General features: G+C 36.2%; 13 protein-coding genes and 2 tRNA genes. 6 read left to right on the top strand and 9 right to left on the bottom strand.

The annotated features are described in order from the left end of the window. Window positions 1-3: 3 nt before the first annotated feature. Window positions 4-300 carry a hypothetical protein gene (locus QUE35_RS03730; protein WP_022600972.1) on the bottom strand — a complete coding sequence of 99 codons (297 nt, stop codon included), beginning with the start codon at window positions 298-300 and terminating at the stop codon, window positions 4-6. Window positions 301-453: 153 nt separating this feature from the next. On the opposite strand from QUE35_RS03730, the gene QUE35_RS03725 reads away from it, so the two are divergent. After that, window positions 454-831: a RidA family protein gene (locus QUE35_RS03725; RefSeq protein WP_009319336.1), complete on the top strand. Its 378-nt coding sequence runs from the start codon at window positions 454-456 to the stop codon at window positions 829-831. A 25-nt stretch (window positions 832-856) separates the two neighbouring features. Here QUE35_RS03725 and QUE35_RS03720 read toward each other — a convergent pair whose 3' ends face one another. The 4 genes from QUE35_RS03720 to trxA form a co-directional block, all read right to left on the bottom strand. Beyond that, window positions 857-2,167 (bottom strand): bifunctional folylpolyglutamate synthase/dihydrofolate synthase, encoded by a 1,311-nt coding sequence (locus QUE35_RS03720; RefSeq protein ID WP_022600974.1) that lies wholly within the window; start codon window positions 2,165-2,167, stop codon window positions 857-859. Window positions 2,168-2,188: 21 nt separating this feature from the next. After that, window positions 2,189-2,737: a chromate transporter gene (locus tag QUE35_RS03715; protein WP_009319338.1), complete on the bottom strand. Its 549-nt coding sequence runs from the start codon at window positions 2,735-2,737 to the stop codon at window positions 2,189-2,191. Then, complete coding sequence (locus tag QUE35_RS03710; protein WP_009319339.1) at window positions 2,724-3,293, bottom strand: chromate transporter; 570 nt, start codon at window positions 3,291-3,293, stop codon at window positions 2,724-2,726. The genes QUE35_RS03715 and QUE35_RS03710 overlap by 14 nt, the downstream gene beginning before the upstream one ends. A 79-nt stretch (window positions 3,294-3,372) precedes the next feature. Then, window positions 3,373-3,669: a thioredoxin gene (gene trxA / locus QUE35_RS03705; protein WP_022600977.1), complete on the bottom strand. Its 297-nt coding sequence runs from the start codon at window positions 3,667-3,669 to the stop codon at window positions 3,373-3,375. A gap of 197 nt (window positions 3,670-3,866) precedes the next feature. Between trxA and QUE35_RS03700 the strand changes: the two genes are divergently transcribed. Both QUE35_RS03700 and QUE35_RS03695 read left to right on the top strand, forming a co-directional pair. Next, window positions 3,867-3,951 (top strand) — tRNA-Ser (locus QUE35_RS03700). 286 nt (window positions 3,952-4,237) lie between these two features. Then, window positions 4,238-4,322: transfer RNA gene (locus tag QUE35_RS03695), tRNA-Ser, on the top strand. 219 nt (window positions 4,323-4,541) lie between these two features. Here QUE35_RS03695 and QUE35_RS03690 read toward each other — a convergent pair. Together QUE35_RS03690 and QUE35_RS03685 are read right to left on the bottom strand one after the other, a co-directional pair. Beyond that, a complete protein-coding gene (locus tag QUE35_RS03690) occupies window positions 4,542-4,985 on the bottom strand; it encodes a PH domain-containing protein (protein WP_009319343.1) in 444 nt (147 codons plus the stop codon). A 231-nt stretch (window positions 4,986-5,216) separates the two neighbouring features. Beyond that, window positions 5,217-5,678, bottom strand: a complete 462-nt coding sequence (locus QUE35_RS03685; RefSeq protein WP_022600978.1) for a DUF2867 domain-containing protein — start codon at window positions 5,676-5,678, stop codon at window positions 5,217-5,219. 305 nt (window positions 5,679-5,983) lie between these two features. Here QUE35_RS03685 and QUE35_RS03680 point away from each other — a divergent pair, with 305 nt between their 5' ends. The 3 genes from QUE35_RS03680 to QUE35_RS03670 all read left to right on the top strand — a co-directional run bounded on the left by QUE35_RS03680 (window position 5,984) and on the right by QUE35_RS03670 (window position 10,926). Then, window positions 5,984-8,362, top strand: coding sequence for a hypothetical protein (locus tag QUE35_RS03680; protein WP_147404910.1), 2,379 nt, complete (start codon window positions 5,984-5,986; stop codon window positions 8,360-8,362). A 20-nt stretch (window positions 8,363-8,382) separates the two neighbouring features. Continuing rightward, window positions 8,383-10,125, top strand: coding sequence for a hypothetical protein (locus QUE35_RS03675; protein WP_031258498.1), 1,743 nt, complete (start codon window positions 8,383-8,385; stop codon window positions 10,123-10,125). Between the two features lie 129 nt (window positions 10,126-10,254). Beyond that, the gene (locus QUE35_RS03670; RefSeq protein ID WP_022600984.1) at window positions 10,255-10,926 is read left to right on the top strand and encodes an energy transducer TonB; all 672 of its coding nucleotides are present in this window, start codon (window positions 10,255-10,257) and stop codon (window positions 10,924-10,926) included. Between the two features lie 79 nt (window positions 10,927-11,005). Here QUE35_RS03670 and QUE35_RS03665 read toward each other — a convergent pair whose 3' ends face one another. Both QUE35_RS03665 and QUE35_RS03660 read right to left on the bottom strand, forming a co-directional pair. Then, complete coding sequence (locus tag QUE35_RS03665; protein ID WP_022390001.1) at window positions 11,006-12,007, bottom strand: malate dehydrogenase; 1,002 nt, start codon at window positions 12,005-12,007, stop codon at window positions 11,006-11,008. 170 nt (window positions 12,008-12,177) lie between these two features. Next, window positions 12,178-13,401, bottom strand: a complete 1,224-nt coding sequence (locus QUE35_RS03660; RefSeq protein ID WP_022600985.1) for a hypothetical protein — start codon at window positions 13,399-13,401, stop codon at window positions 12,178-12,180. Window positions 13,402-13,461 lie beyond the last annotated feature (60 nt).

Genomic DNA, 13,461 nt, shown 5'->3' with positions numbered 1-13,461 from the left:
CTTTTATAAATCTTCTCCGGTTGCACTATTGTATAAATTTTCATAGAATATTATGATGCGATATTTTCCATATTTTTCGTCTATCATAAACCAAACCGTTTTTTTTGATAGTTTTTCTGTCATATATTCAAGAGAAAGCTCAAGAATATCCGATTGCATTTCTTCTGTCGGATTTGCTAATTGTTCTTCTGAATATTTAGATAATAGGAGTGTTCTTATCTCTTTTTTAGTAGTTATAGAATCTATAGTTGTCGGTTTTTGATAAAAAACGGCTTGATAACGCTTGTTATTGACATTCATTTCATAATTGATGTCTTCTTCGTCAGGTATAGAATAATCTTGGAATGATACATATTTTTTAGTATATATTTATTCATAATTCTATTATTTGTTCAAATCGGTTTTCTTCGTATTATTGATTATCTTTGTATGTTTAATATAAAATAAATAAAGATGAAAAAAGTAATAGCGACAAAGGCAGCCCCTGCTGCAATAGGTCCGTATAGTCAGGCGATAGAAGTTGGAAATATGCTTTTTGCTTCCGGACAAATACCTATTAATCCGGCTACTTCGGAAATTGTAGAAGGAGGGATTAAAGAACAAACGACACAAGTTTTTTCTAATATTAAAGCCGTATTGGAAGAAGCTGGTTATGCGTTTGATAATATTGTAAAGACAACGGTTTTTCTTGCCGATATGTCTCTTTTTGCTGATATGAATGCTGTATATGCAACCCAATTCTCCGGCGCTTTTCCGGCTCGTTCTGCAGTGGCTGTTAAAGAATTGCCTAAAAGAGCATTAGTAGAGATAGAGGTAATTGCGATAAAATAATTTATTTTATGGACATAAAAATGTCTCACATCTTTGTTGTGAGACATTTTTGTTTTAAAAAACTTAGCAAGTCTGCTACAATAAATGTACTACCTCCGACAAAAATCAAGTCACTCGGATCACTGTCGTTAATAGCTTTCTTATAGGCTTCTTTTACTGTGGGGAAGTGTGTGCCTATTAAACCATGAGCCAAACCTTTCTGCATCATTTCTTGAGCGGGAAGTGCTCGAGGTATCGATGCTTGTGTAAAATAATAGATGGCGTCTTGAGGCAATATGGATAGAACTCCATTTATATCTTTATCATTTACCATTCCGATTACAATACGGAGAGTCCTGTATTTTTCTGAATTTAGCTGACGCACGATATATTGTATTCCTCCGATGTTATGTCCGGTATCGCAGATTACTTTAGGAATATCATTTATACGTTGCCACCGGCCTTGCAATCCTGTAAGTTTAGTGACATTCCTGAATCCTTGATATACGGCTTTATCGGGAATTACATAATTCATTTGCTGTAATAGTTCTATTGCAGCAAGAACTGTTGCTGCATTTTTTTCTTGACAAAAACCACCAAGTTCGCCTGTAAGATTTGGATATTTGTTACTCTCGAAAATCCATTTCCCAGAATCTTCCAGTCTTGAATGAATAATAGGTTTAATATCTTCAGCAAAATAAATAGGAGAGTTTTCACATCGAGCTTTATCTATAAATACTTGTTTTATTTCTCCTTCGGCTTCTCCTATTAGGACCGGAATATTAGGTTTGATGATTCCGGCTTTTTCTTTGGCGATTTCAGGTAAAGTATTTCCTAAAAATTGTACATGGTCGAAACTTATATTTGTAATAATACTGAGGTCTGGGGTGATAATATTTGTACTGTCTAATCGGCCTCCTAGCCCTACCTCAATGACTGCGACATCGACTTTACATGCAGCGAAATAATCGAAAGCCATCATCATCGTTAACTCGAAAAAGGAGGGATATATATTACGCGTCGGTTCAATATATCTTTGAGTAAAATCCATAACAGCTTCTTTGCTAATTACTTCCCCGTTTATTCTAATCCGTTCCCGGAAATCGACGAGGTGAGGTGAGGTGTAAAGCCCTACTTTATATCCGCTTTGTTGCAAAATTGCAGCTAATAAGTGAGATGTAGATCCTTTTCCGTTTGTTCCGGCGATATGTATAGTGTGGTATTTGCGGTGAGGATGATCAAAAAATACATCTAAAGCCTCACTATTTCCTAATCCCGGCTTATAGGCACTTGAACCTACTTGTTGAAAAACCGGTAATTGATTATATAAATAATGTAACGTTTCTTCGTATGTCATATTTAAAAAACTTCTTGTAGATCAATATACAAGGAATCCGGTGACTCCTGCTAATACAATAATCCATATAGGATGAAGCTTGGTATAATGTACCAGACAAAAAGCTCCGATACAAATTAAAATGCTGAGAGTATAGTCGGGAAAATTTTCTTTATTCATGAGAATTAAAGCTGCTGAAGCTATCAATCCGACGACGATTGGCCGTAATCCTGCAAAAATGCTTTTTATATAAACATTATTTTGATGCTTTAATAAGAATTTGCCGATTAGTAGCACTAATATGAACGATGGTAAACAAACGGCAACTGTCGCTAATATAGAGCCTAAGATACTGCCTCCGGTTGCTACATATCCGATATAGGTGGCACTGTTGATACCTATAGGACCGGGAGTCATTTGAGAGATGGCTACTATATCGGTGAATTCTTTAGAAGTGAGCCATGGAGACGATTCACCATAATGAATTACTTCGACAGCTTCGTGTTGTATTAAAGAAAGCATGGCATATCCGCCACCAAATCCGAAAAGTCCGATTTTCAGATAAGCCCATAACAAATTAAGATACACCATCTCTTTTATCTCCTTTATTCTTAAAATGACATTTTATATATCTGTAATAGAGAATACCTCCTATACCTCCGGCGAGAACAAAATAAATCGGAGATAATCCTGTACCCCATATCAATAATGCTACTGAGGCTGGAATCCATATATTGCATTTATTGATCTTTGCTGATTTTCCGGTAGTAAAGACCGGGGCTATTATCAATGCTACTACCGCAGGCCGTATTCCTTTGAAAATTCGTTCTACTATCGGATTATTATAAGATTTTGCAAAAAATATAGCAATAAGTAAAATGAGAATAAAAGACGGAAGTACAGTCCCTAATGTCGCAGCAATACTTCCTCGAACTCCTTTCAGTTTATTTCCGGTTAAAATAGAAATATTAACGGCCAAGATTCCCGGTAAAGATTGAGATATGGCTAATGCATCCAGAAATTCGTTCTTATTCAGCCACTTATGCTTATCAACCACTTCTTTTTCTATTATGGAGATCATTGCCCATCCACCACCAAAGGTAAATGCCCCTATTTTAAAGAATGTATAGAATAATTTCCAGTACATATTTGCCGGTAAATTTGTTGGCAAAGGTAGAACAAAAACAGAAGTAAGGCAAGTAATAAAAGAAATAAGCTCTTCTTTATTATTTATATTTTCCCAGAATTTCCTTTAACGCCTGTGTTTGCATAACACCAGATTGTCTCCATATGGGTTTCCCTTCTTTGAAAATAATAAGAGTAGGTACGGACTGTATACCGTAATGTATAGCCAGAGCCCTGTTTTTGTCGATGTCTATTTTCAAAATCGTAAATTGATCACCTACCGATTTTTTCAGTTCTTCTAAAATGGGTTTCATCATTTTACAAGGTCCGCACCATTCAGCAAAAAAATCGACTAATACGGGATTTTCAGAGTTGATAATTTCGTTAAAACTGCTCATAATATCTTTGTTTTTTTATTTACAACAAATATACTACAAAAAAGATGTTTTTCTCCGTTTTTCTATTCTCACTTTAAATGTTGCTTTGTAATTTGTTATCTTGAATATTGTGTCCAAATATGAAAAAATATGTTCAAAATTTTGTGTATTTATAGAAATAAACTACCTTTGCATCGCTTTTGAAGGACAAAGGCATTGGAGAGGTGGCAGAGTGGTCGATCGCGGCGGTCTTGAAAACCGTTGTACTGCAAGGTACCGGGGGTTCGAATCCCTCCCTCTCCGCAGAACCTACTGGACAAAAAAGGACAGTAGGAAGACAAAAACCTACAAATCAGCGATTTGTAGGTTTTTTTTATTGCCATAAACTCCGGTCTCCAATATTTTCCCCAAAATAAAGTTCATAAATCTATTTACTGAGAATTATATAGTCAAACAATTTTATTTATAAGTAATATATCTTCTTTTTTATACGAACAAAAAAGTAAAATATTTTTTTGCTCATCAAAAAAATATCTACATTTGCAGAGTCAAAATATCGTACTTTTCGCTGCAAAAGAATAGCAGTATTGGAGAGATGGCAGAGTGGTCGATTGTGGCGGTCTCGAAAACCGTTGTACCTTCGGGTACCGGGGGTTCGAATCCCCCTCTCTCCGCTGAATTAATCGGACAACAAGCAGATAATTCCCACAAATTATTGAATTTGTGGGAGTTTTTTTTATCCCCTTGTGTCTGCCTTAAAGTACATCTTTTTACCTTTAAAAGACAAAGTTCATAATATCCACAAACTGTGATAAGTTTTCTGAAAATATTCGACATGCATTGACTCCACTTCTCGCATTTTTAGAGCAGGGTGTTGCCATGTATAGAGGTATTTATTGAATTTGCGCGTTGATTTCGTTTCTGAATTTTATAGGATTAGCAATAAAGTTAAATTTATTTGTCACCCCACCCGTAGTTACGATAATAGAACCAAAACCTAAAATACGTCCCATAATACTTTGATTAATACGTAGTCCCTCACATTTACTTAAAATCAATTCGAGAGCGTCCCGGCTTAAAATACCTGATTTTAGAATTACCTTTTTATTTGTGACAACATATTCAGCTCCCACCTTTAAAAGAATTCTTTTTGTCAAATGAAACAGTCCTAACAATAACAAAAGTAAGCCGATATAATAAATGATACCTGTCTGTGCACATGAAAAGAAAACTCCCAGTAATAATAGTATTATCGGATATACGAATATATACCAGTGAATATTTGCTTTATATTTTATTTCTTCACCAGCTTGTAGGTTGTTTTGAATATAGCTCATAGTCTTTGTAAATTAATTACATGGTTTTATTATCAGAGGACAAATGTACGTATTAATTTGAGCGATATAAAATAAATTTTATATTTTTTTAGACTAAAACTTAAATTCTGAAGTAAAATCATTTTCTCAGTTTTTCTTATTGTAAATCTTCCTTTTAGGCAGTCTCTTACACCGTCGGAATATGGATATTTTTAATCACAGACTTTTTTATTATCTGGTTCATTATTATAGTTATTTTATTAATACCCTTCTTTGTTTATACCAACGTCTTATTGCTCGTTTGAAGAGATATTTTACTACAATTCTGTGAAATATCCAGATAATATAGAAATATATTTTCCCTAATAAATTATTGTATTTGACTATTGTTGTCAAACTTACGCTTTGTCGTTTGTTATAATTTTTCGAACAATATATAGATATATAGAAGGTTAGGTGTTTGTCTTCTGTTCCCCAAATAATTTCTTCATTATTTTCTTCAATTATTAAATCTATAAAAGTTTTGTTTGTTTTAAGTCCTAACGGTTTAACTATTAAATCTCTTACTTTTAGCAGCCATAATCCCCATTTGGGATATTCGATAAACATTAGTTTAAATAAGTCGTTGACTTGTATTGAGGACTCGCTGCTGATTGTTTTTTGAAAGCTATCGGTATAATCTGCAGGGAGATATTTTGTTATCAGTTGCATCATATATAAATTTTAGTTTTTTGTTAGGTTTACGGAAATTGTATAATATTGAAGGTAAATATAATAGCAAATTTTTTGTGATTATATTTTATGCGAGTTTTTTATTATATTTCTCTTTTAGGAAAGGGAGTAGAAAATAAAGTCAGCCTTTAAAAAGGAATTAATGCTGTAAAATAATTGAAATTTCTTTTTAATCTTTTTTTAACTCCATATTAATATATCTCATCTCATTTTTTTAACATGCGTGTCATACCTTGCAATCTGAAAATCGGTATCCGGAAAAACGGATATGGAAAAAGTTTTTATTTATGAAAATACACACATGTATATTATGCGTATTATTTGTTTGTAGTCACTTGTTTTCTCAAGAGGTTGTCAATCGCGGAACTGATGAAAAAAGTTTGTCTCGTTCGGAGTATTTCTCATGGATTAACAATACGAATGAAGGCCCTTCGGAAAAACAGACTCTTATAAATATGGATTTCTTTGAATGGCTTCGGAACGAATACGGGATGGAGCTGGACATTTATGCTTTCGATGCAGGTTTGATCGATGGAAAAAATTTTTACGGAGATATGGAGTCGATACGTTTCAAACAGAAATTTCCTGACGGATTAGATACCGTATATAGAAAAGCTCAGAAAAATGGTATGCGCTTGGGAATGTGGGGAGGGCCGGACGGTTTTGGGAATACATTGAAGAGTGCTCAGCGGAGAAAAGATATGTTGGTATCTCTATGCCGTGATTATCATTGGGCTTTGTTTAAATTTGATGCAGTTTGCGGACCTTTGAGAGAAGATAAGGAAAGTATGTTTATAGAAATGATGAAGCAGTGCAGAGAATATTCTCCTGATTTGATTTTGCTGAATCATCGTTTGGGACTCAAAAAAGCCGAAGAGTATGCAACTACATTTTTGTGGGAGGGAAGAGAAAGTTATATCGATGTTAATTCGAGCAATACCGTAGCGGCTACTCACAATCGAGTAGGAGCTATGAGTCGGGGACATGCTCCGGATTTGAGGAGACTTACCGAAGATCATGGTGTGTGTGTGTCTTCTTGTTTGGACTATTGGGAAGATGAGTTAGTGTTGCAGGCTTTCAACAGAGCGCTGATTCTGTCTCCTCAGATTTATGGAAATCCGTGGTTGTTATCCGATGAAGAATATCCTAAGTTGGCAAGAATCTTTAACCTGCATAAGAGATTCGCTGAATGTTTGGTTAGTGGAATGAAATTACCGGAAAGTTATGGAGAATATGCCGTATCGCGAGGTAATGATTCAGTGAGAGTAGTTACTTTAAGAAATTTGAGTTGGTTGCCTCGAACGATTACTGTCAGATTAGATGAAGAGATCGGATTGAAAAAAGGAAAGAGGGTAGTATGTAGGATGTACCATCCTGTGGAGCGAATATCGGGTATATATTCGTATGGTCAGTCTGTCGAAGTGATGGTTTTACCGTTCCGTTCTTTACTTTTATCTGTTTCATCGGATAAGTGTATAGAAGAATTCGGAGTAGAGGGTGTTGATTTTGAGATTATAAAAGATGTTTCGGGGAAGCCTGTAGAGATGAGATTATTGGGATTCCCGGGAACAGAGGCGAATATCCGTTTAACGGGTGTTTCCGATATAGAGAAAGTCGAGATTTCGGGAAAGGATGTGACAAAATCCGTGACTCGGAAAAATGGTGTTAAGATTTCGTTTCTCGGTGAGAAATATACCGAATTTTATCATAGAAAACTTGTAGAACTATTTCCTAGTTCTATTCCTCGGGATGCTGCTGCTTTATATGAAGCAACGGTTTTTGCGGCAGATAATAATGCTTTGGAAGTGCGATCTTTGTGTCGGTCTGGTAATACGAAAATTGCGCAAGTAAAGGCTGCACGTGAAGCCTTTTTTACTCAACCTGCATTTATCAATCGTGGCGTTTGGGATAAAAACTTGTTCGATGGACGTATGAATACGTTTTTCGGGGTATCTAAAATTAAAGGAGGTCGTCGGATAAAGGGCGGTTGCTTTCGATTAGATCTTGGACATTCATTGTTTGTGGATAGTATCCGTATAAAAGTGAATAATGAATATATGTTGCAACCATTGATGATGGCAGAGGGTAATTTTGCCAGAATCTCTTCCGATTTGAAAACATGGGAATCTATTTTATTTTTGGCAGATACGACGATGAATCTGAAGATCGAAAAAGAAATGCGTTATCTGAAATTAAATCCGTTTCCTGAAGCTATTGCCGAAGTCGAAGTATATGCAGGTGGGAAAAAACTGAATTCGGAAAATTTCAGAGCCAGTAATCTGTTTGCTGATGCCGTGAAATGTGCAGGGGCATGGAATGGTAATTTTAGTTTGCGACAAGTGCCTAAGGGCAGCTATCTTTGTGTTGCTATCAATGGCAGACATGGGATCGAAGGAGCGTATGCAACTTTAAAAGTTGATGGCCAATATATAGGTGCTGCATCAAGGGCCGTGTCTTATCCTGCCAATCCGTGGGAAAATGCAACAGTCTTGTCTGATTCTAATTATACTTATTTTTTCCCTTTAGATAAAAGTATGGAAGGAAAGCAGATAGAGGTTTTTGTGTTGGGTTATGAATCTGATAAATTGAATTTGAAACCGGAAGTTTGGATAACGGCCTATCCTATACCTTATGAAGAAAAGCTAATGAAAGTCTATCGTCGATAATAATGAAAAAAATAAGTTTCATGAAAAATTTCAGTTTTGTATTGTTTGTACTTTTTTTATTGTGCCCTGTCTGTGTGACCTTAGGAAAAACTCTTCCGGATCAGTTTAATAATAAAGATGTTCGGGGATGGATTATTTTATCAGATGATATGAATGCTGCTGTCCGAACGATAAAAGCGGCGAAAGAGTATGACATAAATCAGCTTCAGTTATCTCATGAGATTATCCATGATTTGAGGGAAATAAAAAAAGAAAAAGTGTGCGCGCAAGTCAATGAGCTTGTAAATTTGGCTCATTCGGAGGGGATAAACGAGGTTTTGCTATGGGATCATAGTTTGTATGATATAGATTATTATCCTGAACGTTTCAGAACCGGTCCTGGGGGAACGATAGACTTGGATAATCTTGAATTTTGGGAATGGTTGAAAGACGATTATCGTCAGATGCTCGATCGGGTTTCAGAGGCAGACGGGCTTGTCCTGACTTTTATCGAAACCGGAGCTTATGCGGAGAGGCAGTTCTCTAAGAAAATGAAATCTTCGGAAGAGAAGTTGGCAGCAGTGGTGAATGCTATTTCAGATGTACTTATCGGTGAAAGAAAAAAGAAATTGTATATCCGTACATTTGCTTACTCTGAAGAGGAATATAAAGGCACGACGGGTTGTATCGAGTATCTGAAATATGATGAGGTGATTTTGATGATGAAAGAGACACCTCATGATTTTTTTCTGACTCATCCGGATAATTATTATATACAGAAGATGGATCGTCCTGTCATTGTAGAATTTGATTTAGGCAATGAATACAGCGGACAGGGAGTGGTGGCGAATACTTGGCCTGAACATGTAATGAAAAGATGGAATAGCTATATACATTGTCCTAATGTAACCGGATATGTAGCTCGTACCGATCGATATGGGAATACGAGTATTGTAAACACTGCTAATGCTATCCAATTGTACGCCTTGAAACGAATGACGGAAGATCCGAAAATTTCTGTAGATCGGGTATATAACGAATTTATAGAGTCGGAATATGGCAACACAGCTTTATTGCCGATAAAAAAAGCTTTTCAGGAAGCATTCGATATAGTGACGTCTGTTTTCTATACATTAGGCACAAATCTTACAGATCACTCTTCGTTGAACTATGAAAATAATAAATGGGGCTATAGTCGGCATGTGTCGGGTCGATGGATAGATCCTCCGGTCGTTCGGGTAGAACATGATGTAAATAGAACCTTCCATTATTGGAAAGATATTGTAAATCACATAGCTCCGGTACAATTCAAGTCATGGTTTTCTCCGTCATTTGTTGAAGTAAAAGAAGTTTTTGATAGACGATGGATGGATGTCGGTGAGAAGATGGACAGTTTATATTACCGATATATAGTAACGGAAAAGCGATATGGAGTCAGGCTTGCTGCCGAAGCATTGTCAGAAATAGAAAAAACGAAACCTGTATTAGATTCTGTTGCATATAACGAATTGCAACAGCTTTTTTATCGTACCTATCTTACCGCTTCTTTGCATGAAGCTGTGTGTACGGCGTATTATGGAATAAGAATATATACGGGAGATAAAAAGTCATATCCTAAAATGTTGAAAGAGGATATTCTTTCAGCATTGGAAAGAATAACGTTGACAGTTAATGAAATGGAGCAGATGAGAGGATCATATCCAATCGGTCAATATAATTGGCTGAACGATGCCCGGACGGCATTATGGTATAGAGATAAGATAAAGAGAATGCTATATGAATGACTATTTTTAATTCTATAATTCATAATTAATAAGAAATCATTGTGTTATAATATCCGAAAGTGTTTTAAATATATGTATTTTTTTATTATCTTTCGTTAGCGTTTATTGAAGAATAAATACGATGAATTTATGGGAGAAGAGAAATTATTTTTCGTTTATGTAAAAGCACTTTTGCTATCCGTTATGTTTTTTATGTCATTACAGATAATGGCCGTATCGTTATGTGTTTCGAAAGATACTGTTGCAGAGATGAATAAGAAACAACCGGTTTATTTTGTGAATGATACTTATGTCGATTCTGAAGATTTTGAGGATATGCAGATTCTTGAAGACATTGTTTCTATCGATGTGATTAAGGATGCAGATAAAAATCCTCAGTTGAAAAGGCTGTTTGATAAATACGGGAAGAATGTAGGGCTAATCTTTGTTCGACTGAGACCTGGGATAGATATTAAAGGTGTCATCGGACCGGATGGGAAAAGATTGGAAAGTGAGCGATTACCTGAATTTCCCGGAGGTAAAACGGCTATGTTTAATTTTATTGAGAAGAACAAGAAATTTCCGTTTGCTTTATTAGATAAAGGAATAGAGAGCGGGTTTGCACAAGTAACGTTTGTTGTAAAGTCTGATGGTACGTTATCGGATATAAAAGTGACAAAAAGTACAGCACCAGAATTAGCTAAAGAAGCTATACGAGTGGTAAGTAAAATGCCGAAGTGGATTCCGGGAAAGAAAGGAGGAATACCGTCTGATTATACTCGTACGGTCAATATCGATTTTAGGGGGATAATAATTCGGTAATTTAAGAATTTGTTCCCGGATGATTTCGAAAAACAGGGGAATGGAGTTATAAAAAAGCAGGGATTTTCCCTGCTTTTTCTCAATCTATATTGGAATTAAGTTTGTGCCATTCGTTGATAGGAGGAATTATACCCATCGCGATAACTTCATCCCGTAGTTTACACAAGTGTTCGTAACTGCTTTCAAGTTCTTTCTCTTCAGTGGCATTGCCTTTTACTTCTTTATAAGATATGCCGTCTTTTGTAATAGCAGTCTCCATTGCCATCATGATATGGTTAAATTTGCCAGAATGTACATATACTCCGGCCGGCCAGCGGAATGGAGCACCACCCATGGCAGCAGCAATCATCTCAATGGATAAATAAGCCGGACTCTGGAACGAAGAACGTCCTCTTAAATCGATAATATGTTTACCGCCTTGTATAACCTTTTGTTTTATTTCTTTCCATTCAGCTTCCGGCAATTGTTCACTTCCTATTAAAGAAGAAAGAGCACTGCCTTTTATTGTAGTTGTTGAAGCGAATACCGCCATTTGTTCTCCGTGACCGCCATAAGTCCGACAATTTTTTATTTCGGAAGCCGGAATCTTAAAATATTTTACCAATTCATTTTGTAAACGGGTACTGTCAAGAGCTGCTAAAGTCGAAACTTGAGAAGGTTTTAATCCTGAATAAAGTAAAGTTATCAGACCTGTAATGTCTGCAGGGTTAAATACGACAACGACATGTTTTACATTCGGACAATAGTTGCGCAGATCTTTTCCAAATTGGGCTGCTATTTCTGCATTACCTTTTAGTAGATCTTCACGGGTCATTCCGGCTTTACGGGCAGCGCCTCCGGAAGAAACGACATAGTCAGCTCCCGTAAGAGCATCTTTTATATTGCTGGTAAAAGTGATATTTGCTCCTTCAAAACCGCATTGAAGCATTTCTTCGGCAACACCTTCGAGAGCCGGCGCATAAGGATCATAAAGACAAATGTTTGGGGTTAGTTTCATCATTAATGCCGTTTGAGCCATGTTTGAGCCGATCATTCCGGCAGCTCCTACGATTGTCAGTTTTTTGTCTGTTAGGTAATTCATAACCTTGAATATTTTATGTTAGAAATAAATACGTAATTATATTAACAAAGATACGTAATAATTGGTTTCTGAAAAATGTCCGTTTATTCAAATTTTAATATTATAACCGATAGTTATGAGAAATACCTTGAAAGGTCCGATATATAAAAGAGAATAATATAATTAGAAATTTATTTGATGATCTTATTGTATAACTCTTCGTTTTTATCTATGCAAGCTACTGCTTGAATTTTTGCCTGTTTGTTTTGTACAGTAATGGGATTTTTAGATACATAGTTTCTCATCCGGCAGCCAAACATAGATATTGTTAACCGTTTATCCCCTTTTACAAGTAAATAATCATAAGATTGTCCGATTGCGGTGAGAGCTCCGTTCATTCCCGAAAAAGCTTCTACATTCGATATTGCCGTGTGCCCTTGTCCTTCAATGACAATGGGATGTATCTCTCCTATCGATTTTCCGGCATTAGCGATAATCGAGCCTTGAGCGATTTGCCAGTTTCGGTTTTTTGTGCCCGATCCGTTCTTGTAGATACCTATTGTGACGCAGTCGAGATTGAAATTTGTTAACTGTCCGTATGATTCAGCTCCTAAATATATCCCACCGTATGTCCCGAATGTGAATACATCCATCAACTGTGCATTATCTGTATGGTCTATATAAAAAGCATAGGTTTGATTTGCAATTACGGCATCGATAATTTCCCGTTTGAATGAACGGCCGAATTCCCTCATATTTGCCGGATTTACATGACAGTGTAAAATTCGGGGGATGTCATAACAATAATCGATTCGGATAAATTGTCCACTTAATGGATAACCGTAGCAATGTTCGATAAGCACCAGTTCGCTTGTATTTTTTCGGGTTGCAGTAAAGTCCATGGCAGTATATTCTCCGTAAAATGTTAGACAAGACAGAGTAACACCATGAGCTCTTTGATCGGAACACATTTGGATAGTCGGTTTATATTTTATGATTTCATCGGCTTTTGTGTGAGTTTGTTCCGGATACCAGAATTGGATACCTCGTATTTGAGTTGCCGATTGTACGGAAATGAAAGGGTTGTCTTTGTCGGTAATGCTGAATACCGAACCTACGGGATGATTTTTTGAGGGATGCTTAGTTCCTCTTCCCGTAGGGCCGTGCACTCCGATCAGAGAAACATTCTTTTTTAGAATTATTCCTCCGTTTACGGGATAGGGGGTCTCTGACGGATCGACGAATAAAGCTGCTCCCGATTGAGCCGCCCAATCTATTGCTTTTTGGAGATTTTGTTTGTTTACTTCCGGAGTGTTAGTCGGCAATACGTTGAAATCCCGGATACTTTTGTAATTGTTCGCTTGTGCCGTTATAGCGCAAAGAACACAGAAAAAAAATAATTTAAGTGTTTTCATTATGTGTGTGTTTAGAATAGTGATAATGCAAAAATAGGAATCATTTGACATAAAACAAAC

Origin of the sequence: Coprobacter fastidiosus, assembly GCF_030296935.1 — a bacterium.
GTDB classification, from domain to species: Bacteria; Bacteroidota; Bacteroidia; order Bacteroidales; family Coprobacteraceae; genus Coprobacter; species Coprobacter fastidiosus.
This window is presented reverse-complemented; position numbering and strand designations above follow the sequence as displayed.

Excerpts from the sequence above, each read along its gene's own strand:
- QUE35_RS03730 (WP_022600972.1), bottom strand. The coding sequence starts at position 300 with ATGAATGTCAATAACAAGCGTTATCAAGCCGTTTTTTATCAAAAACCG.
- QUE35_RS03725 (WP_009319336.1), top strand. The coding sequence starts at position 454 with ATGAAAAAAGTAATAGCGACAAAGGCAGCCCCTGCTGCAATAGGTCCG.
- QUE35_RS03720 (WP_022600974.1), bottom strand. The coding sequence starts at position 2,167 with ATGACATACGAAGAAACGTTACATTATTTATATAATCAATTACCGGTT.
- QUE35_RS03715 (WP_009319338.1), bottom strand. The coding sequence starts at position 2,737 with ATGGTGTATCTTAATTTGTTATGGGCTTATCTGAAAATCGGACTTTTC.
- QUE35_RS03710 (WP_009319339.1), bottom strand. The coding sequence starts at position 3,293 with ATGTACTGGAAATTATTCTATACATTCTTTAAAATAGGGGCATTTACC.
- trxA (WP_022600977.1), bottom strand. The coding sequence starts at position 3,669 with ATGAGCAGTTTTAACGAAATTATCAACTCTGAAAATCCCGTATTAGTC.
- QUE35_RS03690 (WP_009319343.1), bottom strand. The coding sequence starts at position 4,985 with ATGAGCTATATTCAAAACAACCTACAAGCTGGTGAAGAAATAAAATAT.
- QUE35_RS03685 (WP_022600978.1), bottom strand. The coding sequence starts at position 5,678 with ATGATGCAACTGATAACAAAATATCTCCCTGCAGATTATACCGATAGC.
- QUE35_RS03680 (WP_147404910.1), top strand. The coding sequence starts at position 5,984 with ATGAAAATACACACATGTATATTATGCGTATTATTTGTTTGTAGTCAC.
- QUE35_RS03675 (WP_031258498.1), top strand. The coding sequence starts at position 8,383 with ATGAAAAATTTCAGTTTTGTATTGTTTGTACTTTTTTTATTGTGCCCT.
- QUE35_RS03670 (WP_022600984.1), top strand. The coding sequence starts at position 10,255 with ATGGGAGAAGAGAAATTATTTTTCGTTTATGTAAAAGCACTTTTGCTA.
- QUE35_RS03665 (WP_022390001.1), bottom strand. The coding sequence starts at position 12,007 with ATGAATTACCTAACAGACAAAAAACTGACAATCGTAGGAGCTGCCGGA.
- QUE35_RS03660 (WP_022600985.1), bottom strand. The coding sequence starts at position 13,401 with ATGAAAACACTTAAATTATTTTTTTTCTGTGTTCTTTGCGCTATAACG.